A 22,364-nucleotide genomic window follows, 5' to 3' on the forward strand; every position below is an offset into this window, starting at 1 on the left:
CTCTTTTACTTTCGCCATTTCGCCAGCCACATGCCTATTTTCTCTTGTGTATTCTTGATTTGTCCAGCAAATCCCTTCAAACGGCGAAAAAATTTTTCCACCCAGGCCCGGCGGGACGGCGGAATCCGCCGCCAAACGGCGATGCCCGTCCAACGAAACGGGGCAAACAGAAGAACAACGGCTTTCCAAACCGCAAGCAACAAAAATCGTCCCGTCCATATCACAAGCCGCCAGGCAAACAAAAGAAGCGCAAGCGCCATTTGCCCGAGAAGAACGAGCGGGCGGATCACGATGTAACGGAACAGCTGGGCGATGATGTTTCCGGTTCTGACCGCCAGCTGAATGAGCCATTCCAGCACCCGAACGTACAACGAACGGAGCAGGCTTTGATAGGCGGCATAGCCGCACAACAGCGCCAAAAACAGATAAAAGCGAAGCTCGCCATTGTTGACGAGCAGCAACACATAAAATACGAGAAGCGCCTGCACCGCCCAAAACAGTACATCGTTCACGAAAACGAGCCAGTGCGCCCGTTCACGCCGGTTGAGAAACCGATTGTACGTGTCCAGCGCCATGCCGAGCCAGCCCCCCATGCCAATCATCGCGAGCATGGTGAGGAACTGTGTGGTGATGGTCATTTGAACAACTTGCTAAAGAATCCTTTAGCCTTCTCCTGATGATCGTCTAAGTAAACGAGGTCAAAAATGCGCCCTTTAATCGAAACGACGCCTTTGTCGACATCTAAGTTTTTCATTTGCAAATTCTGCCCGCGGATCGCCAAAAAACCCATGACCGTCTCAAGCAAAAACTCCTCATTGTCAAAGCTTTCCACTTGTTTGACCCCGGTAATGTCAAGGAGGCGCCGGCCGCGCATGATCACGTCGTGTTCTTGGACCGGGCCTTTATTCGTGTTTCCGCCAAATTCCTCATGTCGGTTCATGTTCATCCCCCGCATTTCCGATTTAGAATGAAAGCCGGCTAGGCCGCCCGTTGTTTCTCATCCGCTGTCTGTACCATATGTATGTCAGCGGGGGATCGTTTAGAACAAGCCTTAAGGACAAAGTGAACCCCCACCGCCTGCGCTTCACTTAGAGGCGGGGGCTTCCAGCGCCTTGTGCGTGCTCCGCTGAACGGCAGCCCTGCACAGGAATCCTTGACGCTTCCCTTCGTTCCGAAGGCGCCCGTTCGAACAAGAACCGAATGATATTCAATTGGCGATTGCCGGCCGAAATTCACTTCCCCCTATTCACTAGGCTTCGCCCTTCGCGCTCCCTGAGACAGGAGACGTCTTTCGGAAATCCGTTAAACGCCTCCTTGATCCGGATCAGGGGCCGTCCGTTCCTCGCGAACGAGCTCGTACATTTCGGCTGCCTCTTCTTTTTTCACCGTTTCTTTTACGCTAGTCACTTTTACCGTTACCCGTTTTTGCCCGAACTGAATCGTCAGTTCATCGCCGATTTTTACATCTGAACTTGCCTTCGCGACGTGGCCGTTGATCCACACCCGGCCTTGGTCGGCAACTTCTTTTGCCAATGTGCGGCGTTTAATGAGGCGGGATACTTTTAAAAATTTATCAAGGCGCATGCCCTTTCCCCCTTACTGTTCGTTTTCTTTTGCTTCTTCCCAAAAGCGGTCGAGCTCAGCGAGCGAGAACGATGTGATCGGTCGGCCGCTTTTTCGCACTTGCTCCTCAATGTAGGCGAAGCGGCGGGCGAATTTGTCGTTCGCCATCTGCAATGCTTCTTCGGGCTGAATATCATAATAGCGGGCAAGGTTGATAAGCGCAAACAATACGTCGCCGAACTCGCTGACGAGCGCCGCGCGGCGGCCGTCCGACGCTTCAGCCCGGAACTCCGCCATTTCTTCCTCTACCTTTTCCCAAATGGGAGCGGCATCGTCCCAGTCAAAGCCGACGTTTGCTGCTTTTTTCTGCAGCTCATACGCCCGCATCGTCCCCGGCAGGCTTTTTGGAACATCCGCTAAAATCGACACTGGCCGGCCGGTCCCTTTTTCCTTCTCCTTAATTTTTTCCCAGTTCGCTGTAACTTGCTCAGCTGTTTCAGCCGTCGCATCGCCAAATACGTGCGGATGGCGGCGAATCATCTTCGCAGTCAATGTCCGGATGACGTCATCAATCGAAAACATCCCACGGTCAGCGCCGATCTGGGCATGGAGCATCACTTGCAGCAGCACGTCACCGAGCTCTTCGACCATATGGTCATCGTCATCATCGTCAATGGCTTCAAGCAACTCATACGCCTCTTCAAGCAAGTACCGCTTCAGCGACGCATGCGTCTGCTTCCGGTCCCACGGGCAGCCGTGCGGCCCTCTCAACGTCGCGATGACGCGGCGCAACGTTTCAAACCGATGGTATAGCAGCGGCTCATCCTTGACCGGCGGCACATAGACGCTCGTTAAATTGTCAAGCGCCGCCTGACGGTCCAATTCATAGAGCGGCACTTGCTTCACTTGTTCGCTCTTCGTCCCGGCCGCGGTCACAATATAGACCGGATAGTCGTCCGGAAGCTGTTCCATCAGCGACAGTTTCACATTCGAAGCGACGAACGGGTCGTACACTTGGCAAAAGACAGCATGCAGCGATGGCGACCATTCGTCCCCTTGGAAAGCGGTCGCATCCAACAGCTGAAACCCCTCGATTGGATCAATGCGCACCGCTGTAAACAACGCATCTAAAAAGCTTTGCCCGCCCTCGATGACCACCCGGCAATCGCCGCGTTGCTCCGCTTCCAACAACAGCTGCACCGTCCGTTCGGCGACAAGCGGATGGCCAGGGACAGCGTAAAACACATCCCCGTGTTTTGCCTGCTCGATGAGAGTGCCGGCAATTTCTTCATATACATCAGCAAATTGCTCATGCTTTTCGTAAACATCATCAAACGATGTAAACGCGATGCCCTCTTCTTGAAGCCCTTCGGCCGCCGGATGCTCCTTCGTCCGCAAAAAAAGCGGATGCGCCTTTTTTAGCTTTCGATACACGCCGACCGTCAGCTGCTCCACATCCCCGGCGCCAAGGCCGAAAATATAAATCGTATTCACCGCTGATCACCTGCTTCCTAATCGTAAATGAAATTTGTGAACGAACGGGAGAGCGGACAACTCTTGTTCGGAAAATACACTCCCCCTCACGATGCATGCGATATAGACAGCCGCGCCGAGAACGACGCCGCCAAGCGCCTCGGCGGACGCCCATAGGCGTCCCCCGCCTGAAGCGTCCATTAACCATGTATACAACTTCAGCACCGCCATCATGGCGACAGCCGCCTTCACAATTGGATATATGCATACTCGGGCGCGCGCTGACCGGCATTCACGCGGCAAACGCACGTATAAGAAGCCTGCCATAAGCGCATAAGCCCCTGTTGTCGCCAAGGCGGCGCCAAGGGCGCCGAACGACGGCACAAGCCAGCGCATAAGGACGATTTTCCCTGCCAAAGCCGCCGCCACGCCGGCCGCCGCTGTCCACTCTTTCCCCATTCCTTGCAATAAAGCGGAGGCAGTCAACGCCATCGTCGCAAAAAAGACAGAAGCGGACAAGACGGCAAGGACCAACGAACCGCGGTCGTTTTCAAACAGCATGGTGTTGATCGGGCGAATGAGGCAAATGAGCCCCGATGAAGCGCCGACGCCGATGACCGCGGCGAACCGGATCGGCAGCATGCTGTGCAGAAAGGACAGCTCCCGCCCGCGCCGCATGCCGGAAACGAACGGAACAAGCGCCAATGAAAGCGATGTGCCGACAGCCGTGCCAAGCTGAATCAGCGGCTGGCCGCGGTCGTACACCCCTTTTAACTCTTTCACCTCATTCAACTCCAGCCCGGTTTCTTGGAGAAGCGGGACGAACAAAAACGAGTCGACGAGCGGAACAAGCGTCAACACCATGTTGGTGAAACAAATGACCGTTCCAACTGTAAGCAAATGCCATCCCGCCTGTCGCACCGAGCCGGGCGGCGTACGCCCGGCCGGTTTTTGCCGTCCGCGCCGGACCAGATAAAAGAGCAAGATGAGAAGCGCGGCCGCCATGCCCGCCAACGTCCCGCCGACCGCAGCCATGCCGCACGCATAGGTGTCAGCGCCGCGCTTGATCGCCCAATAAGACAACCCTAAAATCGCCGTCACACGCACCGTCTGCTCGCCGACTTGGGACACTGCCGTCGGCGCCATGTCATGGCACCCTTGAAAAACGCCGCGCAACACCGCAATGAGCGGAAAGAATAAGCATGAAAATGAAAGCACCCGCACCAACCCTTCAAGCTGCCTGTCGCCCATCCATGACGAAATGGCGCCGGCTCCTATATATAACACGGCAAACAACACCGCTCCCGCCCCGCCCAACAGCAGCAGCGCGATGCGGCCGACAGCGGCCGCGCCCGCCTCGTCCCGTGCCGCCAGCCGCTCAGCGATGAGCTTCGAAATGGCAACCGGGTAACCGGTCAGCGACAGCGCGACAACGATTCCATAAATGGGGTAAACTTGTTGGTAAATATAAAAACCGACATCCCCGACCATATTTTGATACGGGATGCGGTAGAGCGCGCTTAACAGCTTCGTAAGCAAAGTGGCAGCAGTCAAGGCAGCTGCACCTTTCCATACGTTTCCCATGCCCCTTCTCCTCCCGCTTGTATGGCGCCAGATGGCGAACAGTCCATCAAGAGCATTGGCCGCGCAAACCGTCAACATTACCGCAACAAACGGCTACGCTCGATATTATAGCGCAATGCAGGCGATGAGACAAAAGCGGGAGCCGCCCATCGGCCATGGCCTCAGTCCAGCGGAACGGGAACGGACCAACCAACATAGCAACCCCATTGCAGACAAAGCAGAAAGGAAAAGATCCCGACCTTCTCCCATCAACGATAAATGTGCGGCCCGATCAAAAAGGGTGTCCCGATCTTTTGGGACACCCTCTTTTTGCGTTCCATTTATTGTTCCATTTGCCGGGCCAAAAAGCTGGCCGCTGTTTCCACTGCTTTATGTTCAACTTCGCCGAGCGTTTTCTCGCGCGATAAAATGATGACGGCTCCAATCGGATCGCCGTTGGCCACAATCGGGCCGATCGTATACGACTTCAACGTTTCCGTCATCCCGTCGACCAGCTCGACCTCGCCCTCCTCCGTATGGAGAACGGAGTTGCGATCTTCCATGGCTCTCTCCACTAACGGGCTGACGCTTTTGTTCATGTATTCTTTTTTCGAAACACCGGCGACGGCAATAAATACGTCGCGGTCGCAAATGAGCACCGGCTGTCCGAGGCTGTCAAACAGCGCCTCGGCGTACTCCTTGGCAAAGTCGCCGAGCTCACTGATCGGCGAATATTTTTTCAAAATGACCTCTCCATCGCGATCGACAAATATTTCGAGCGGATCTCCTTCGCGAATGCGTAATGTTCTGCGAATTTCCTTCGGAATTACAACCCTGCCTAAGTCGTCAATCCGACGAACAATACCGGTTGCTTTCATGCCTTGTATACCCTCACTTTCATCTAGGATTTGAAGGATACTCCGATGAATCCTGTTGTAATGGGGAATTCACCATTGTTGTCATTAGTATCCTTCACAATCCACGTTCTATGCACGATGAAAGTGATTTTGGCCATTTTAGATAAAATTGCCCATCCTTCACTATCGCCACATCAGCAAAACCGTAAACGTATAAAATGAACATAACGCCTCATTTTTTCTTTATAGCTAGGCGATGATCGACTTTTCGTTTTTCACTCCGGACAATTCCCTCAACGTCTCATATAAAATCGCCAGCCACTCGTGCGCTTTCATTTGCTTAATGTAAAGCACAATTTTCAGCTTCACCCCCTCCATGCCAAACCCAAACAGGCGCCCGTACTGGCGGCCGACGCCGGACAAGCGCTGAATCTCCACCGTTTTCGACGCTTCTTCAGTGAATAGAATGTCAACTTGCTGCTTATGTTGCTTAATCGATTCAACACCGAGCTGTTTCGCCAGCGCTTTGATCTCGGCAATCTGCAGCAAATAGGCGACGGCATCCGGATAATCGCCGAAGCGGTCCACCATCTCTTCGCGCAGCGCTTCAACATCTTCGAGCGTCTCGACCGCTTTAAACCGCTTGTACATCTCGATTTTTTGCAGCCCATCGGAAATGTAGGAATCCGGAATGTAGGCGTCGACTTCCACGTCGATCGTCACTTCCGGCCGCTCGTCTTCCCGTTTCAAGCCGCGCCGTTTTTCGATCGCCTCTTTCAACATTTGCGAATATAAGTCAAATCCGACCGAGTCGATAAAGCCGTGCTGTTCAGCGCCGAGAATATTGCCGGCGCCACGGATCGACAAGTCACGCATGGCGATTTTAAAGCCGGAGCCAAGCTCGGTGAACTCTTTAATGGCTTGCAGCCGTTTTTCCGCCGTTTCATTCAGCACTTTGTCTTTCCGGTAGGTGAAATACGCGTAGGCAACGCGGTTCGAACGGCCGACGCGCCCGCGCAGCTGGTACAGCTGCGACAGCCCCATCCGGTCGGCATCGTACACGATGAGTGTATTGACGTTTGGAATATCGACGCCTGTCTCAATAATCGTCGTCGTCACGAGCACGTCATATTGTCCTTCCAAAAACGCTAAAATCGTTGATTCAAGTTCGGTTTCTGACATCCGCCCGTGCGCGAACGTGACGCGTGCTTCCGGGACAAGCTGGGCGATTTCTTCCGCTTTCAAGTCGATGTCTTCAATATGGTTGTAGAGGAAAAACACTTGCCCATCGCGGGCGAGCTCACGTTCAATCGCCTCTTTGACAAGCTCCGGCGTATATTCCATGACATACGTCTGCACCGGGAACCGGTTTTCCGGCGGCGTCTCGATGATCGATAAATCGCGCACGCCGATCATCGACATATGAAGCGTCCGCGGAATCGGCGTCGCCGTTAAGGTGAGCACGTCGATATTCGCTTTCAGCTGCTTGATTTTTTCTTTATGCGCCACGCCAAACCGCTGCTCCTCGTCGATGATGAGCAACCCTAAATCCTTAAACTTGACATCCTTCGACAGCAGCCGGTGCGTGCCAATGACCATATCGATTGTGCCGTCTTTCAACCCTTTGATCGTCTCCGCCTGCTGTTTTTTCGTGCGGAACCGGTTGAGCAGCCCGACGTTAATCGGAAATCCTTGAAACCGCTCACGCACCGTTTCGTAATGCTGCTGAGCCAAAATCGTCGTCGGCACAAGAAAAGCGACTTGCTTGCCGTCCATAATGGCTTTAAACGCCGCGCGCAGCGCCACTTCCGTTTTCCCGTAGCCGACATCGCCGCAAAGGAGGCGGTCCATCGGCTTTTCGCTTTCCATATCGCGCTTAATTTCTTCAATCGACCGGAGCTGGTCTTCCGTCTCTTGATATGGAAACGCGGCCTCAAATTCGCGCTGCATTTCCGTGTCCGGCGAAAACGCGTACCCCTTGCTCGCCTCGCGCTCGGCATACAACTTGATCAAATCTTCCGCGATATCTTGAACAGACGATTCCACTTTCTTTTTGACTTTTTTCCATTCCGAGCCGCCAAGCTTATAAATTTTCGGCTCTTTTCCTTCCGAACCGACGTACTTTTGCACTTGATCCATTTGGTCGACCGGGACGTACAGCGTGTCGCCGCCTTGATATTGGATATGGATGTAGTCTTTATGCACTCCATTGATTTCTAACGTCTCGATGCCTAAATATTTTCCGATGCCGTGGTTGACATGGACGACGTAATCGCCGACTTGCAGTTCAGCGTAGCTTTTGATCCGCTCGGCGTTGGACAGCTTTTGCCGGCGCACCGGGCGTTTCGCTCGCTTCTTAAACAGTTCCTCTTCCGTAATGACAGCCAGCTTTTGCAGCGGCAGCTCAAATCCTGTATTTAAATCGCCTTCGAGAAGTTGGCATTTGCCGTAAAGCAGTGCGGCCTCAGGCGGAAGCGGCGCTGCATCGACCCCATAATCTTCCAAAACTGACTGCAGCCTTTTTGCCCGTTCGGCATCCGGCGCCAAAAAGACGACGGCGTAATTCGCTTTCTTCCAACGCTCGACTTCAGACTGGAGAAGCGCCATTTGTCCGTGGAAGTTTTGCATTTGCTTGCACGTAATATTGACGACATTTTGCGGATGGGTATAAGGCGCATGGCGCAAAAACAAGGACAAATAAACCCGCTGGAATCGATGTTTTTTCAACAATTCAGAAAGTGAGTGTGAAATGGGCACATCATGAATGATTTTCCCGCTGTCAAGCAGGCTTGTATACCAATCCGCTTCTTCGCGGTCGAGCCGCTCCGCCGTCTCCTGCAACCGGCTCATTTCATCCATCAGCAGCACGCCGTCTTCCGGCATATAATCTAGCAAACTTGAAACGTTCTCATAGAAAAGGGACATATATTTATATTGTTGCTCGATTTCCCGACCCTCGCGCAACTGTTCCAATTCGGCATGGATCTGTTCGTACATCCGCTGCTTGGCGGCGTCATCCTTCATTTTTTCGAGGCTGGCCGCCAAACCGGCTTCAATTCGTTCAATCCCCCGCTGCCGCGTCCCCTCGTCGAGAATGATTTCGTCGGCTGGGCCGATGGCGATGCTCTCTACTTGCCCGTGCGAGCGCTGATCATCGGGGGTGAACGTGCGAATCGATTCGATTTCCGTATCAAACAGCTCGATCCGGTACGGGAGCTCGGCCGTGAGCGGATAAATATCCACGATGCCGCCGCGGATGCTGAACTCCCCAGGGGCGGAAACAGTTGCCACCCGCTTGTATCCCATTTGGACAAACCGCTGTTTATACTGCTCGAGATCCAGCTCTTGTCCAACCGTGAACGTGAACAAATACTGTTTCCAAAGCGATGGCGGCGGCAGCAAGCGCCGCAGGCCGGCGACCGGACAGACGACGATCCCCTTACCGCCTTGCACCCAATGGTTCATAATTTCGAGGCGTTGTGCCTTCAGCTCCGGACTGGCGACTGCCATTTCGGCGGCGATCACTTCATCGACGGAATACAGAAACACCTCGTCCGGACCGAGCAGCGAAACGAGGTCATCATACATTTTTTGCGCCTGAAACAAGTTGTAAGCCACTACGAGCAACGGGCGTCCCGTTTCCTTATAAAGCGTGGAAACAAAAACAGACCGGGCCGACCCCGACAGCCCGGCGACAAGCTGTTCTTTCAGGCGGGCGTGGATTCCTTCTATGATGGTGCGAACATCTTGGTTCTCAGCTAAATAGCGATGCAATGAAAGCACCCCTATTCTCCCTCCTCTCAATGCTAGTTTCTTTCTCTTTCCGCGTTCAGCCAAAACATAAAAATGCTTTGGTCGCCCAAAGCTGCGCCTAATGGATAAATTTTTCGTATTGATGCCACTCCGGATTTCGCGCCAACGCTTCTTGACAGTCTTCGCAAATGGTTTTGACGTGAATATCCCCGTTCGGCTCGTACGAAATCATATCAAGCCGTTCCTCTTCCGTTAAATGGTGAAATCCGAGCTTTTCGCTATAGACGGATACCTGGTCAATAGTTCCGACTTTGGCGCCGCAATGGCGGCAATAGTAATGCAATGCCATCGAAGCAAACCTCCTCACTGGGCTGTTCCGTCCGCAGGGCGGATGGAGCCGGCGCCCCATGCCTTCCGTACTCACATTGTGCACCAGTTTGGAGGAAAATATTCACTTGTTAAACTCGTTCATCACCTGGGTAAACGGCGCCGCCACCGCCTGTTCGCACGCATCGGCAGCCCGCAAAACCGCTTCAGCGACCGCCGGCTTCTCCTCCTCCGTAAAACGGCTGAGCACATAATCCGCCACCGGCTGCCCGCCGGCCGGCCGGCCGATGCCGATGCGAATGCGCTTAAACTGCTCGGTGCCGAGGTGATGGATAAGCGATTTGACACCGTTGTGACCGCCGGAGCTCCCTTTCAAGCGAAGGCGGATTTTTCCTGGCGGAAGATCGAGGTCATCGTAAATAACAATGACATCTTCAATGGCGATGCCATAGTAATCGATGAGCGGGCGAACACATTCCCCTGATAAATTCATATATGTCAACGGTTTGCATAATGCCACTTTTTCGCCGGAAACGGACGCCGTTCCGAACAGGCCGCGGAACTTGGCGGTTTTCAACGAAACGTCCCAACGTTTGGCCAGCTCATCAATGACGAAAAAACCGATGTTGTGCCGCGTTTGCTCGTATTCCTTGCCCGGATTTCCAAGCCCGACAAACAGCTTCAATCGTTGCGCCCCTCTCTATGCATGATACTACAAAAGACGTAACCGAAACGGTTACGTCTGTCACTTTTCTGGCGTCGTCTCTCTTCCTTCCTCGGCATCAGGCTGCCCCGGCTCTTGCTGCTCGCCGCTATGGATTTCCTCTTCCTGCTGCGGCGGCAAGATCGTCGCAATCACTTCGGAAGGTTCATGGTTAATTTCAAATTTTCCATCTGTCTGCACATCGCCAACCGTGACGGTATCGCCGACTTGCAAACCGGAGATGTCCACTTCAATCGCTGGCGGAATGTTCGCCGGCAAGACGCGGATCGACAACTCATGCAAGTTTTGCTGCAACACGCCGCCGTCTTTTACCCCCGGCGCTTCGCCCACCAATCGGACTTCTACGTCAATATCGACTTCTGTCGACATGTCGACCGCTTGAAAATCAGCGTGAAGGAGCTCGCCGCGCAGCGGATCGCGCTGCAGCTCGCGCAAGAGCACCGAATAGTCGTCGCCGCCGACTTTCAATGTTATCAAGCTCGTGCGCCCACCTTCACGAAGCGCCTTCTCCAGTTCAGCAGCGCTGACAAAAATCATTTTGTTTTCGACTTTTTTGCCGTACAAAATCGCTGGAATGCCCCCTTGCGAACGAATACGCCGCAATGTCGAACGTTTTTTGTCTGTGCGTTCTTTCGCTTCCAACACAATCGCCATGTTTCTTCACCTTCCTGAATTAGAATCTATTGACTACTTTATCCTAAAACAAGAAGGGCTAAACATGTTTTCTTGCGTTAGTCGAACAGGACGCTGACAGACTTCATTTCATACACGCGCGTAATCGCTTCAGCAATGAGCGGCGCCACCGACAGCTCTACAATTTTATCAATTTTCTTTTCTTCTGGCAAGGCAATCGAATTGGTGACGATCAGTTCCTTAATTTTGGAACTTTGAATGCGCTCGATCGCTGGACCAGACAGCACCGGATGGGTGCAGCACGCGTACACTTCCTTCGCCCCATGTTCAACAAGAGCGTTCGCCGCGAGCGTAATCGTGCCGGCCGTGTCGATAATGTCGTCAATCAAAATGGCCGTTTTCCCGCTCACTTGCCCAATAATGTTCATCACTTCCACCGCGTTCGGGCGCGGCCGGCGTTTGTCGATGATCGCCAATGGCGCTTTCAGACGGTCGGCGAGTTTGCGCGCCCGCGTTACGCCGCCGTGATCCGGGGACACAACGACAATGTCATCCAACTGTTTGCTTTTAAAATAATCAGCCAAAATCGGCACGCCCATTAGATGATCGATCGGGATATCAAAAAACCCTTGGATTTGCGGGGCATGCAAATCAAGCGTAATGACGCGCGACGCCCCGGCCGTCTCAAGCAAGTTCGCCACCAGCTTGGCCGTGATCGGCTCGCGCGCCCGCGCTTTCCGGTCTTGGCGGGCATAGCCGTAATACGGGATGACGATATTGATCGTGCGCGCGGACGCCCGCTTTAACGCATCGATCATAATGAGCAGCTCCATTAAATGCTCATTGACCGGGACGCTCGTCGATTGAATGACAAATACATGGTCGCCGCGGATGCTTTCCTCAATGTTAATTTGGATCTCCCCGTCGCTAAAGCGGGAAACGGAACATTTGCCAAGCTCGATCCCCATGACTTCCGCAATTTCTTTCGCTAGCCTCATGTTCGAGTTAAGGGCGAACAACTTTAGTTGGTGCTGGCATTCAGACATGATAAACCTCCATTAAGATTTTTTCTTGCCTGGCAGGCGATCAACATAATGTTCTTTATTGACTTGCCGGGCGCGGGCGATGGCGAGGGCGCGGCCGGGAACGTCGTCGGTGATCGTCGATCCGGCGGCAACGTAAGCGCCCCGGCCGACCGTAACCGGGGCAATCAAGTTGACGTTGCAGCCGATAAACGCCCCGTCTTCAATTTTGGTCATATACTTATGCACGCCATCATAGTTGACGGTAATCGACCCGCAACCAAGGTTGACATCGGCGCCGACTTGCGCGTCGCCGATATAGCTTAAATGCGAGGCTTTGCTTCCTTTGCCGAACGTCGATTTTTTCACCTCGACAAAATTGCCGATCCGCACCTCGTCATCAATTTTCGACAGCGGGCGGATATGGGCGAACGGGCCGATCGTGACATCGTTGCCGATCTCGCTGTCATGGGCGACCGAATGGCGGATGGACGTGCGGTGGCCGATATGACAGTTTTTAATTTCCGCATGCGGTCCAATCGTGCAATCCTCGCCGATCACTGTTTCGCCTTCGATGACTGTGCCGGGATAAATGACCGTATCGCGGCCAATCGTCGCGTCGGCGGAAATATACGTGCAGCCCGGGTCGATGATCGTAACCCCGTTTTCCATATGCCGGCGGCAAATGCGCTCGCGCATGATCCGCTCCGCCTCGGCAAGGGCGATGCGGTCATTGACCCCGATCGTTTCCTCAAATGACGGCGCCTGATAAGCGGATACTGTGCCGCCGCCCGCTTTGATAATTTCAATCACGTCGGTTAAATAATATTCCCCTTGGGCGTTGTTGTTTGTCACGTTTGTAAGCGCTTGAAACAATGTTTGGTTGTCAAAGCAATACGTTCCAGTGTTAATCTCGCGAATAGCCCGTTCCTCTTCATTCGCATCTTTATGTTCAACAATTTTTTCAACGCCGCCGGCACTGTTGCGGACGATGCGGCCATATCCAGCCGGGTCGTCAGCGATGGCTGTCAATACCGTCGCCTTCGCTTTGGCGGCCAAATGGTGCTCGACGAGCGCCTTCATCGTCTCAGCTGTGATGAGCGGCGTGTCTCCGCAGACGACGATCGTCACCCCTTCGAGGCCTTGCAAATATGGGGCTGCCTGCATCACCGCATGCGCCGTCCCAAGCTGTTCCTCTTGCAATGCGTACTCGCATTGGGCGCCAAGCTGCTCTTTCACCTGCTCCGCCCCAAATCCAACGACCGTGACGGTTTTTTCCACCCCAAGTTTGGATACTTGGTCCATGACGTGCTGAACCATTGGCTTGCCGCAAACGGGATGAAGCACCTTATACTGCTTCGACTTCATCCGCGTTCCTTGTCCGGCCGCCAAAACGACCGCATATCGCTTCATGTGAAAAGCCTCCAATTATCCTTTTAATCATAGTCCCAAGAGAAGATCCCCCCGCTTCAAGCGCGTGAAAGACGAAGCCCCACGACCAGCGGGGGAATACCGGTGGCATCAGCCAAAACACATAATCAAATCAATGTATATCATGTTCTTTGTAAACTAGATATAGCGGGTTGCATGGAGAACATTCAATGCGAAAACAAGCAAAGCCTTCCATGCGTACCATATTCAAAGGCGCGAAAAAACCCCAAATCGTCGAACCAAGGTTGGGACGACCCGAAGTGACGCTCAGGGAGACGAAAGAATGGCTTTCGTCATGGAACTGAGAAGCTCCCACTTCAAGCAAAGCGAAGTGGGAGTAGTTCGCCCATAATTGAATATATATGAATCAACAGCACTTTTCAAGGAAACAATGCGGCTGGCAAAAAATAAGGAGCTTGGTGAATTTCACCTAAGCCCCCTTTCATATGTTTACGAAGCGCCCGCTTCTTCAAGTTCTTCTTCCAGCTTCCCGAGGCGGTGGTACTCAGCTAAGATCGCCTCTTGAATTTTTCCGCGCGTAGCGGAGTTGATCGGATGCGCGATATCGCGGAACTCCCCGTCCGGTGTACGCTTGCTTGGCATCGCGACAAACAAGCCGTTATTCCCGTCAATGACGCGGATGTCATGGACAACGAACTCATTGTCCAACGTAATGGAGGCGATCGCTTTCATCCGTCCTTCGGTGTTGACGCGGCGTAATCTTACGTCTGTCACTTCCATTATGTTCACCACCTTTTCCCCTATATAAGACTCGATGTAATTAATTCCACGCCTTTCGGCAAATTCCTTCCTTTTTCAAAAAATTTTTTCTAAATTTCAGCAAGGGAAAAGATGGATGCGCCCCTCTTTATCGCACGAGGGCAACGACTTCGATTTCAACTAGGGCGTCTTTCGGCAGCCGAGCCACCTCAACGCATGAGCGCGCTGGTTTATGGTTCGGGAAATATTGACTGTACACTTCGTTCATGGCCGCAAAATCATCCATGCTTTTTAAAAAAACGGTTGTTTTCACGACTGTGTCGAGTGAGGCGCCGGCGGCTTCCAGCACCGCTTTCAAATTTTGAAACACTTGATGCGTCTGCGCCTGAATGTCGCCTTTTACCATTTCCCCCTCTGGAGTGAGCGGAATTTGCCCAGAGCTGTAAACCATATTGTTGACGATGATCGCTTGCGAATACGGGCCGATCGCTTGCGGCGCATTGGTCGTTTCCACTTTTTTCATTGAAAGAAATCCCCTTTCTAAAGTTTTATAATCAGGCAGCAGGCTGCCTAAAAAAACGCTTTGTAATTGCCTTCCTTGACGGCGATCCGCTTTTCTTTCACGTCCACCGCCGACAGTTTGACGAGCGAGATGTACTCGTCGACAAGCCGCTCTTTTGCTTCCTCAGACTCAACGAGCACACCGATGCCGGAGACGTTGCCGTTAAACTCTTGCAATAAGCTGACCATACCGTTGATCGTGCCGCCCGCTTTCATGAAGTCATCGACAATCAGCACGTTGGCTCCCTCCGCCAGGCTGCGCTTCGACAAAACCATTGTTTGGATGCGTTTGGACGAGCCGGATACGTAGTTGATGCTCACCATCGGCCCTTCCGTCACTTTATTGTCATGGCGGACAATCACAACCGGCACATACAAAAAATTGGCGATCGCATATGCGAGCGGAATTCCATTGGTGGCAATGGTCATGACGACATCCACCGGACGGTCGGCAAACATCGACGCATAAAGGCGGCCGATTTTGTTCATAATACGGGGGTCGCCAAGAATGTCGGTCATATACAAATATCCGCCGGGAAGAAGCCGGTCCGGGCGCGACAATTGCTCGCACAAATAGGCGATCACTTCCTCCGCCTCCCCGGCAGCCATTTTCGGAATGTATTGCACGCCGCCGGCCGCGCCGGGCAGCGTCCGAACCGTCCCGATTCCTTGCTGCTCAAACGTTTGTTTAATAATCGTCAAGTCTTCGCTGATCGATGATTTGGCCGATTCGTACCGATCGGCAAAAAACGTCAGCGGAATGAGCTGATGTGGCCGTTCGAGAAGATAATGCGTCATATCGACTAAACGGCCGCTTCGCCTAAGCTTCATAGCCGACCTCCTAAAACCGAATATTATAAATTTATTTTAACAAAAATGTACGTGTTTAATCAAGCGAATGCCGCTCCCCCAACAGCCTGACCGCAAACACTTGATCGCAAAAGCCCCGCAGTCCGTTATACACCCGCTGCATTCTCGAATCATGCTCGATCAGCCCAAACACTGTCGGCCCGCTTCCGCTCATCAGCACCGCATCAGCTCCGAACCGTTTCATTTGCTCTTTAATATGCGCAACTTCCGGATATTTTTTTAAGGTCACTTCCTCCAACACGTTGCCGACCAACCGGCAAATGCCCTCATAATCTTGCCGTTCGATCGCTTTCACCATTGCATCGACATCCGGATGGCAGACATGCTCAAGCTGCAAATTTCGGTACACATCGGCCGTCGACACGCCAATTGGGGGCTTAGCCAACACCACCCAGCATGGCGGCGGCGACGGGATGGGGGTGATGATTTCGCCGCGCCCGGTCGCCACAGCTGTTCCGCCGTAGACGCAAAACGCAACATCCGAGCCGATTTGCGCACCAAGCTCAGCCAATTCCCGGACGGTCAATCCGAGCTGCCAAAGCTTGTTGAGCCCGCGCAACGTTGCGGCCGCGTCGCTGCTTCCCCCTGCCAGGCCGGCCGCCACCGGAATATGCTTCGTAATCGAAATGGCCACCCCTTGGCGGATCGAAAACGTCTCCTTCATCAGTTTCGCCGCCTGGTACGCCAAATTGCGGCAATCATCCGGCACAAAGCGGTTTTGCGACACAATGCGGATCACATCCTCCTCAGGCAGCGGAATAAGCTCAATGCGGTCCGCCAAATCGATCGTCGTCATCACCATTTTCACTTCATGGTAGCCATCGGGGCGTTTATAAAGAACATCAAGTGATAAATTAATTTTTGCCGGCGCTTTGATCGACAGCCTCACTCATCTTCACCTACTTCCACGCACATTGATGATAAACGGCTTCTGGCCAGCCGCCTATCCGCCCGTTGTTTCCTATTTTCAGCGTTTTCCCGCGTGACATTCGTGCTTTTTTCATCAACCCATTTTACCATATTACCATGTCCTGGTGCCGTCGCCAAACGATATATGTAAAAAGGGCGCCCCTGCTAGGGCACCCTTGCCGCAGCGCGCCATCGCCGCCGGCGCTATTCCGTTTTTCCGGCCAGCTGCCGTTCCGCCCGTTCAATCGCCAATCTTACCATGTTTCCTGCGTCTTTCGCGCGGATGGCTCCCCACCCTTCACGCTGCACGACATCGTAAAAGCCCAGCTCTTTTGCTAGCTCTTCTTTTAAGCGTTGCGACATAACCCCGCGGCGTCGACCCAATGTCAGCAACCCCTTTCCATGTTCGTTGGCGTTAAGGCGCGAAACGTTGTGCAACCCGCCGGCGCAACAGCCGGCTGACTCGCTTGGTCATGGGGCAGATGAAAGGCGGCTGCGGCAGTTTTAGTATGAAGTGAGGAAGGCGGCTTTATGTCCGCCTATTTATGACAAAACAAAAAGCAGCAAACAAATTTGTCTACTGCCCCCCTGCTTGCTCATCGTCCCAAAACGTCAGCTTTACGGTCTCTGTCAACACGTCGGCGTAGCTGAACGATACACGTTCAAATGAGTTTTCTTTTTGATCCAGTTCAATGACAAATACCGATGGGTAAGTCTCCGCCAAAATGCCGCAACGCTCGATCATTTTTCTGCGTCCGCCGTTGGCCCGCAACGTTAAACGTCTCCCGATATTAGAGTCCAGCGCTTTTTTAATATCGGATAAAGTTTTTGGCATTCGTCATCCACCTCACTATTTGCAATTATAACAAAAATGGTCTTCAAAGTCAAAAAAATAAAAATTATATCAGCGTGTTTTTATTGCTGTCAATGAATATTTTTCTACAATATCCTTCTTTTTATGTACCTTGTGGAACTTTTTTATAAAAAATATGGCGAAAGACATAAAAAAACCGCCCGTCAATTGCGGCGGTTTTCCCCCCGTTCGTCGATCAGGCGAAACGGCATCCCGGTGCGGAGCACACCTTTCGTCTCGACTCCACCCAGCCCTTTTTCCCCGGTCAGCGTGTTGCGAAGCACATCCCACACATCGACCGTTTCCGTAAACGGGGTAAAACTGAGACGAGAAACGATATAAACCGGATCTAAGGCGTGAATGTTGACCCGCGCCGGCGAACTGGCAAAATTCGCCCCCGCGCGGATGAGCGATTCAAAATGCGATTGGCAGGCGCCGGCGAAAATGATGAGCTGATCGAGATGCGGCACTTTTTTGCGCGCTTCTTTCACTGTTTGAACAAAATGGCGTGAATGGCGGTACGCTTTCAAATCATGAAGCTTTCCTTTTGACTTTGAATACGAGTCATGACCGGTAATGACTAAAATATCCGGACGAAACTGCTCAATCAAGGAGCCGACTTTTTCCGGCATCTCGCTTTCCTCACAGTAAACGCCGTGCACCGGCACCCCAATCCGTTCATACAAATCCATGCATTTGCGCAAATATAACGGGTCGCCGTCCAAATGAAGGACGCGTCCCGGAATTTGAAAAAAATCTTTCTCCACCCGGTACCCGCCGGTTGCCCGATACTCGACTTTTTGCTTGATCATCTGATAATCTTGGCGAAACAGCCGGTATGACTGTTCAATCAGTTCGATTTCCCGCCTTTTTCGTTCTTGTTGCTCCCGCTCATCGATAATGACCAAGTCGCTGCACGGGGCGTCGGCCACAAGCCGCACGTCCTCGCCATATAAAATGGCTTCCCATTCCCCGTCCTTTTCTTTAAGGTCAATGACGCGGAACAATACGTCGCATTGGTAAGACTTGCGGGCGACAATATCGCCGATTTTGACGTCCATCACCGCTCACTCCATTGCATAATCGTTGTCATCCATACGATATGCAGACGCGGACAATAGGTGATAGACGCCTGTTTTCAGCTGCTGCGGCCTCAACGGCGAAAAAGCGGCGCCAATGCGTTGCTTAACGAGGCAAACTCGGTTATATGAAGCGTTTCCCCGCGGCGGCGCGGATCGATGCCCACCGCAGCAAGCGCCTGTTCGATTTGTTCTTTGTTCTCTTTTCCGCCTGGCAAGCTGCTCACTAAATTATTGAGCAGCGTTTTGCGGCGCTGAGCAAAGCTCGCCCGCACCACTTGGAAAAACACGTCCTCATCCTCAACAGCGACAGGCGGATGGGCCCGTTTCGTCAGCCGGATGACGGCGGAATCGACGTTTGGCTGCGGCATAAACACGGTGCGCGGCACCGCCATCACGACTTCCGCCTCTGTGTAATACTGCACAGCAATCGTCAGCGAGCCGTAATCTTTCGTTCCCGGCCTGGCAGCGAGGCGGTCGGCCACCTCTTTTTGCAGCATGACGACGATGCCGCGGATTGGGAGCCGGTCGGTAAGCAGCTTCATAATGATCGGTGTGGTCACATAATACGGCAAGTTAGCGACCACCATCCGGTCGTTCACATCGGCCAGCTCTTCCGCAATGACCGCATGCAAATCCGCCTTCAACACATCTTGGTGAATAATGCGCACATTGTCGTAGGGGGACAATGTATCCGCCAAAATCGGCAGCAGCCGGCCATCGATTTCAAAGGCGACGACCTTTTTTGCCCGCCGTGCGAGCTGTTCGGTCAACGCCCCGATGCCGGGTCCGATTTCAATCGCCCCCGTATCGCTGGAGACGCCGGCAGCATCAACAATTTTCCGCAAAATGTTCGCGTCAATCAAAAAGTTTTGTCCGAGGCTTTTTTTAAACGAAAAACCATACCGCTCCAAAATTTCTTTCGTCCGCCCCGGTGTTGCAATGTCTTTATGCATCGCCCGCCTCCTCCCGCATCACTTGCGCCAGCGCGGCGTAAAAGGCGTCTCGGGAAATGCGGAACACTTTCAGCCGCTTATGAAACTGTCGGCCGTTGGCATAACCGATTTTCAGCTCCTCCCCGAGCCGCTGCCGGCGCCGGCGCGCCATCTCCCCGCCAACCAGTCCGGCTTCAATCAATTCTGCAAACGTAATTTCTTCTTCCCAATCGGCTGTCTCTTCATACACGTTCGCAAGCGCCTGGCGAATGTCGTCGGGGGAAGCGTGCTCGACCCCAATGCCCTTCCCGCTTCTCGCTTTCGCGGCTTCGCGCGGCAAAAAGGCGTGTTTGCATCCCGGCACTTGCTCGGCAATCGTGCGGCGGATTTTCTCGCCGGGGAAGTCGGGATCGGTGAAGATGATCACCCCGCGCCGCTCTTTCGCCAGCTTGATCCGTTCGATGACTTCCGCCCCCACCGCCGCCCCGTTTGTTTCGATCGTATCGGCATCAACGGCGCGCCGGATCGCCGCTGTATCATCTTTCCCTTCCACGACAATCACTTCTTTAATCTTCATCCCATCATTGCAGAAACAGCGAAATGAGCGATTTTTCCTATTTCTGCAATGCCTCCTTTCCGGTAAAATAAAGGGTAGAGCGAACCGCCGCCGCTCCATGCCCCTATTTTATTTTTTCAACTTTGTTGAAACTTTTTTCTGCATCAGACGTCTAATTAGACAGATGGAGCAATACGCGCATTGTTGCGGCCCAATGCCATTATAGCGAAAAAAAGCAGAGGGGAAAAACCCCTCCGCTTGCATTCTCCAATCGCCTTTCTATGGCAGCACCCGTATTTTGACACGCTTTCTGCCCCAACGAAACGCATCCGACCGTTCCGGGAAAAACACGTCGATTTTATATCCGCGAATGCTTGAGCCGGTGTCAGCGGCAATGGCATATCCGTATCCTTCCACATACACCTTCGACCCGAGGGGGATGATGGACGGGTCGACGGCAATCACTTTGACGGAAGGATTTTGGCGCAAATTGATGCCTGTGCTCGTTATGCCTGAGCAACCCGCACAATAGGCGGTATAGGCGGTGGCGGTGACGTAAAACTCCTTCGCGGCTTGATCGGCGCCGCGCGAGGACGGCCGGCCGGATGATGCAACCGGGTGCACCGTTTTAGTGCCAATGGCGACAATGCGCGGTTTGCTCTCTTTTATCGTTCTTGTCGCCAGCAATTTGCGTGCCACTTCTTTGCCGTTTTCCAATGTCACTTCATACGTTTTTTCGATTTTTCCCTTTTCCCCGGGTGCAATGACGCGCCGCTCTCCTTTTGGCAGCGAATCGTCCCGCTTCGTCACCACGGCAAAGTCGACGGGCTCTTCCACTACATCGGTGACTTTTTTAATCCGAACGATGTAAACCGTCATCCCAGCTTTGACTGTTTCTTGCAAGGAAGGTTCAATTCGGTCCCATTGGCCCAACGAGATCCCTTGCTGTTTCAAAAAGTCAGCGACCGTAGTCGAAGTGGTCCATGCCTGTTGCTGTTTGCCGCCGACATTTAGGCGAACCGGAAACGCCCTTTCAATGCCGATGTTCATGCCTTTTTGAACTTTGGCGGAAAGCGACGGCGCCACTTTGTCATGTGGCCCGACTGCCACGTGTTGCGAACGGAGCAATTCCCCGACCGTATCGGCCGTCGTCCACACTTTTTTCTTTTTTCCATTGATCGTCAATGTCACTTCTTTGCTTGCTTCCCAAATGATGTGAAGATCGTCGGTGATCGGTGTATTTAGAGACGGATAGACGTAATCTTCCTTGCGAGGCTGAATGCCTTGTTCCTCAAGCAGTTCCTCCACATCCTTCGCATAAGTGCGGATTTCCTGCTTTTTTCCGTTGATCGTGAGCGTTACATCATCTTTGGCCATCTCGTAGCCGGCCACCCCTGTGGTTGCCGAAATGGCGAGAAATCCGCTCGCCGTAACGGTCGCATTTTTCCTCCATAAGTCCAGCCACTTTCTCCTGTTTGGCAACATCGGAAACGCCTCCTTTTCCTCTGAAATCCCCTCTCCCTCTAACATGTACGCGCGAGCATACTCTATTATGCAGAAAATTCAGTGAAAAAGGAAGGAAGACTTGTCGACACGCGGTTGGTTCATATCGGCTGAATTTGTAGAATTTTATCGTCTTCGCCGCACCTTCGACAAGCCTCCCCGCTATTCGACGCCTAATTTTAGCGGTCGATGGCGAACAATTTTTTGGCATTTTCCGCCGTTGTTTCCGCTACTTCGGCAAAAGGAACGTTTTTAATTTCCGCGATGGCCTCGGCAACGTATTTGACATAGCTCGGCTCATTTCGTTTTCCACGGAAAGGGTGAGGCGTTAAGTACGGGCAATCCGTCTCGATTAACAAATGGCGGAGCGGAATTTCTTTCGCCACTTCTTTCGGCTTTTTCGCATTTTTAAACGTGACCGGGCCGCCAAGGGAAATGAAAAAGTTCATGTCAATGCATTGTTTGGCCACCTCAACGCTGCCGCTGAAACAATGCATAATCCCACCGACTTCAGCAGCGTTTTCCTCTTGCAAAATTTTTAAAATATCGGCTGTTGCCTCACGGTTATGGATGATGATCGGCAGCTTCACTTTTTTCGCCAGCGCGATTTGCCGGCGGAAAACGTCTTGCTGCACGTCTTTCGGCGATTTGTCCCAATGGTAATCGAGTCCCATCTCGCCGAGGGCCACCACTTTCGGATGGGCGGCGAGCTGTTCAATCATCTCCAAGTCGTCATCGGTCATATCAATCGCATCGACCGGATGCCAGCCGACCGCTGCATAAATAAACGGATATCGCTCAGCGAGCTCGATCGCCCGGTCAATCGTCGGCCGGTCAAACCCGACAACCACGATGTGCGAAACTCCTTCAGCGCGGGCGCGCTCGATCACTTGCTCCAAGTCTTCCTCATATTGGACGGCGTTCAAATGAGCATGAGTGTCAAAAAGCATACGAAGTCCCTCTTTTCCACTTTGATGTTAAGTGTAGCATAGAAATTGATTACGTATGTCACAACTCAGTAACATTTCCATT

Annotated in this window: 23 protein-coding genes; all 23 read right to left on the reverse strand. The window is 52.8% G+C overall.

The features are described from left to right. Positions 1-5: 5 nt before the first annotated feature. Positions 6-638 carry a spore cortex biosynthesis protein YabQ gene (gene yabQ, locus ETC02_RS09645; RefSeq protein ID WP_033008975.1) on the reverse strand — a complete coding sequence of 211 codons (633 nt, stop codon included), beginning with the start codon at positions 636-638 and terminating at the stop codon, positions 6-8. Continuing rightward, on the reverse strand, positions 635-940 hold the full coding sequence (yabP, locus tag ETC02_RS09650; RefSeq protein ID WP_033008977.1) for a sporulation protein YabP: 306 nt from the start codon (positions 938-940) through the stop codon (positions 635-637). The genes yabQ and yabP overlap by 4 nt, the downstream gene beginning before the upstream one ends. A gap of 362 nt (positions 941-1,302) precedes the next feature. Then, complete coding sequence (locus ETC02_RS09655) at positions 1,303-1,584, reverse strand: RNA-binding S4 domain-containing protein (RefSeq protein ID WP_033008978.1); 282 nt, start codon at positions 1,582-1,584, stop codon at positions 1,303-1,305. A 12-nt stretch (positions 1,585-1,596) separates the two neighbouring features. Then, on the reverse strand, positions 1,597-3,057 hold the full coding sequence (yabN, locus tag ETC02_RS09660; protein WP_063211254.1) for a bifunctional methyltransferase/pyrophosphohydrolase YabN: 1,461 nt from the start codon (positions 3,055-3,057) through the stop codon (positions 1,597-1,599). Between the two features lie 6 nt (positions 3,058-3,063). Next, on the reverse strand, positions 3,064-4,620 hold the full coding sequence (locus ETC02_RS09665; protein ID WP_063211256.1) for a putative polysaccharide biosynthesis protein: 1,557 nt from the start codon (positions 4,618-4,620) through the stop codon (positions 3,064-3,066). A gap of 320 nt (positions 4,621-4,940) precedes the next feature. Beyond that, the gene (spoVT, locus tag ETC02_RS09670; RefSeq protein WP_033014196.1) at positions 4,941-5,477 is read right to left on the reverse strand and encodes a stage V sporulation protein T; all 537 of its coding nucleotides are present in this window, start codon (positions 5,475-5,477) and stop codon (positions 4,941-4,943) included. A 228-nt stretch (positions 5,478-5,705) separates the two neighbouring features. Continuing rightward, positions 5,706-9,239: a transcription-repair coupling factor gene (gene mfd, locus ETC02_RS09675; RefSeq protein ID WP_063211258.1), complete on the reverse strand. Its 3,534-nt coding sequence runs from the start codon at positions 9,237-9,239 to the stop codon at positions 5,706-5,708. Between the two features lie 88 nt (positions 9,240-9,327). Beyond that, entirely contained in the window at positions 9,328-9,558 is a 231-nt protein-coding gene (gene fin, locus ETC02_RS09680) for an anti-sigma-F factor Fin (protein WP_033008984.1), read from the reverse strand. Positions 9,559-9,660: 102 nt separating this feature from the next. Continuing rightward, positions 9,661-10,221 (reverse strand): aminoacyl-tRNA hydrolase, encoded by a 561-nt coding sequence (gene pth / locus ETC02_RS09685; RefSeq protein ID WP_033008986.1) that lies wholly within the window; start codon positions 10,219-10,221, stop codon positions 9,661-9,663. A 60-nt stretch (positions 10,222-10,281) separates the two neighbouring features. Then, the gene (locus ETC02_RS09690) at positions 10,282-10,914 is read right to left on the reverse strand and encodes a 50S ribosomal protein L25/general stress protein Ctc (RefSeq protein WP_050368039.1); all 633 of its coding nucleotides are present in this window, start codon (positions 10,912-10,914) and stop codon (positions 10,282-10,284) included. A 77-nt stretch (positions 10,915-10,991) separates the two neighbouring features. Further along, positions 10,992-11,939 (reverse strand): ribose-phosphate diphosphokinase, encoded by a 948-nt coding sequence (locus ETC02_RS09695; protein WP_063211259.1) that lies wholly within the window; start codon positions 11,937-11,939, stop codon positions 10,992-10,994. Positions 11,940-11,951: 12 nt separating this feature from the next. Further along, complete coding sequence (gene glmU, locus ETC02_RS09700; RefSeq protein WP_033008990.1) at positions 11,952-13,328, reverse strand: bifunctional UDP-N-acetylglucosamine diphosphorylase/glucosamine-1-phosphate N-acetyltransferase GlmU; 1,377 nt, start codon at positions 13,326-13,328, stop codon at positions 11,952-11,954. A gap of 468 nt (positions 13,329-13,796) precedes the next feature. Next, complete coding sequence (gene spoVG / locus ETC02_RS09705) at positions 13,797-14,087, reverse strand: septation regulator SpoVG (RefSeq protein WP_003247437.1); 291 nt, start codon at positions 14,085-14,087, stop codon at positions 13,797-13,799. A gap of 127 nt (positions 14,088-14,214) precedes the next feature. Next, positions 14,215-14,589 carry a RidA family protein gene (locus ETC02_RS09710; protein ID WP_033008991.1) on the reverse strand — a complete coding sequence of 125 codons (375 nt, stop codon included), beginning with the start codon at positions 14,587-14,589 and terminating at the stop codon, positions 14,215-14,217. A 47-nt stretch (positions 14,590-14,636) separates the two neighbouring features. Next, positions 14,637-15,458 (reverse strand): pur operon repressor, encoded by an 822-nt coding sequence (gene purR, locus ETC02_RS09715; RefSeq protein ID WP_033008992.1) that lies wholly within the window; start codon positions 15,456-15,458, stop codon positions 14,637-14,639. A 55-nt stretch (positions 15,459-15,513) separates the two neighbouring features. Continuing rightward, a complete protein-coding gene (ispE, locus tag ETC02_RS09720) occupies positions 15,514-16,386 on the reverse strand; it encodes a 4-(cytidine 5'-diphospho)-2-C-methyl-D-erythritol kinase (protein WP_033008994.1) in 873 nt (290 codons plus the stop codon). Between the two features lie 224 nt (positions 16,387-16,610). Continuing rightward, positions 16,611-16,790 (reverse strand): small, acid-soluble spore protein, alpha/beta type, encoded by a 180-nt coding sequence (locus ETC02_RS09725; RefSeq protein ID WP_011886605.1) that lies wholly within the window; start codon positions 16,788-16,790, stop codon positions 16,611-16,613. Between the two features lie 193 nt (positions 16,791-16,983). Further along, positions 16,984-17,241, reverse strand: a complete 258-nt coding sequence (gene veg, locus ETC02_RS09730) for a biofilm formation stimulator Veg (RefSeq protein WP_033008996.1) — start codon at positions 17,239-17,241, stop codon at positions 16,984-16,986. Between the two features lie 182 nt (positions 17,242-17,423). Next, positions 17,424-18,320, reverse strand: a complete 897-nt coding sequence (gene yabG / locus ETC02_RS09735; RefSeq protein ID WP_033008997.1) for a sporulation peptidase YabG — start codon at positions 18,318-18,320, stop codon at positions 17,424-17,426. 92 nt (positions 18,321-18,412) lie between these two features. Continuing rightward, positions 18,413-19,294, reverse strand: a complete 882-nt coding sequence (gene rsmA, locus ETC02_RS09740; protein ID WP_033008999.1) for a 16S rRNA (adenine(1518)-N(6)/adenine(1519)-N(6))-dimethyltransferase RsmA — start codon at positions 19,292-19,294, stop codon at positions 18,413-18,415. Next, positions 19,287-19,850: a ribonuclease M5 gene (gene rnmV / locus ETC02_RS09745; protein ID WP_033009000.1), complete on the reverse strand. Its 564-nt coding sequence runs from the start codon at positions 19,848-19,850 to the stop codon at positions 19,287-19,289. The genes rsmA and rnmV overlap by 8 nt, the downstream gene beginning before the upstream one ends. A gap of 258 nt (positions 19,851-20,108) precedes the next feature. Continuing rightward, a complete protein-coding gene (locus tag ETC02_RS09750) occupies positions 20,109-21,314 on the reverse strand; it encodes a G5 and 3D domain-containing protein (RefSeq protein WP_033009002.1) in 1,206 nt (401 codons plus the stop codon). Between the two features lie 197 nt (positions 21,315-21,511). Next, the gene (locus ETC02_RS09755) at positions 21,512-22,282 is read right to left on the reverse strand and encodes a TatD family hydrolase (protein WP_050368037.1); all 771 of its coding nucleotides are present in this window, start codon (positions 22,280-22,282) and stop codon (positions 21,512-21,514) included. Positions 22,283-22,364 lie beyond the last annotated feature (82 nt).

The organism is Geobacillus sp. DSP4a (assembly GCF_013096875.1).
GTDB classification, from domain to species: Bacteria; Bacillota; Bacilli; order Bacillales; family Anoxybacillaceae; genus Geobacillus; species Geobacillus thermophilus.

What these genes read in the sequence shown, in the direction of transcription:
- ETC02_RS09655 (WP_033008978.1), bottom strand. Translation starts at nt 1,584, where the DNA reads ATGCGCCTTGATAAATTTTTAAAAGTATCCCGCCTCATTAAACGCCGC.
- veg (WP_033008996.1), bottom strand. Translation starts at nt 17,241, where the DNA reads ATGCCAAAAACTTTATCCGATATTAAAAAAGCGCTGGACTCTAATATC.
- ETC02_RS09665 (WP_063211256.1), bottom strand. Translation starts at nt 4,620, where the DNA reads ATGGGAAACGTATGGAAAGGTGCAGCTGCCTTGACTGCTGCCACTTTG.
- ETC02_RS09710 (WP_033008991.1), bottom strand. Translation starts at nt 14,589, where the DNA reads ATGAAAAAAGTGGAAACGACCAATGCGCCGCAAGCGATCGGCCCGTAT.
- yabP (WP_033008977.1), bottom strand. Translation starts at nt 940, where the DNA reads ATGAACCGACATGAGGAATTTGGCGGAAACACGAATAAAGGCCCGGTC.
- spoVT (WP_033014196.1), bottom strand. Translation starts at nt 5,477, where the DNA reads ATGAAAGCAACCGGTATTGTTCGTCGGATTGACGACTTAGGCAGGGTT.
- spoVG (WP_003247437.1), bottom strand. Translation starts at nt 14,087, where the DNA reads ATGGAAGTGACAGACGTAAGATTACGCCGCGTCAACACCGAAGGACGG.
- purR (WP_033008992.1), bottom strand. Translation starts at nt 15,458, where the DNA reads ATGAAGCTTAGGCGAAGCGGCCGTTTAGTCGATATGACGCATTATCTT.
- yabQ (WP_033008975.1), bottom strand. Translation starts at nt 638, where the DNA reads ATGACCATCACCACACAGTTCCTCACCATGCTCGCGATGATTGGCATG.
- ETC02_RS09690 (WP_050368039.1), bottom strand. Translation starts at nt 10,914, where the DNA reads ATGGCGATTGTGTTGGAAGCGAAAGAACGCACAGACAAAAAACGTTCG.
- ETC02_RS09755 (WP_050368037.1), bottom strand. Translation starts at nt 22,282, where the DNA reads ATGCTTTTTGACACTCATGCTCATTTGAACGCCGTCCAATATGAGGAA.
- ETC02_RS09750 (WP_033009002.1), bottom strand. Translation starts at nt 21,314, where the DNA reads ATGTTGCCAAACAGGAGAAAGTGGCTGGACTTATGGAGGAAAAATGCG.
- glmU (WP_033008990.1), bottom strand. Translation starts at nt 13,328, where the DNA reads ATGAAGCGATATGCGGTCGTTTTGGCGGCCGGACAAGGAACGCGGATG.
- rnmV (WP_033009000.1), bottom strand. Translation starts at nt 19,850, where the DNA reads ATGAAGATTAAAGAAGTGATTGTCGTGGAAGGGAAAGATGATACAGCG.
- ETC02_RS09695 (WP_063211259.1), bottom strand. Translation starts at nt 11,939, where the DNA reads ATGTCTGAATGCCAGCACCAACTAAAGTTGTTCGCCCTTAACTCGAAC.
- fin (WP_033008984.1), bottom strand. Translation starts at nt 9,558, where the DNA reads ATGGCATTGCATTACTATTGCCGCCATTGCGGCGCCAAAGTCGGAACT.
- rsmA (WP_033008999.1), bottom strand. Translation starts at nt 19,294, where the DNA reads ATGCATAAAGACATTGCAACACCGGGGCGGACGAAAGAAATTTTGGAG.
- yabG (WP_033008997.1), bottom strand. Translation starts at nt 18,320, where the DNA reads ATGGACGTCAAAATCGGCGATATTGTCGCCCGCAAGTCTTACCAATGC.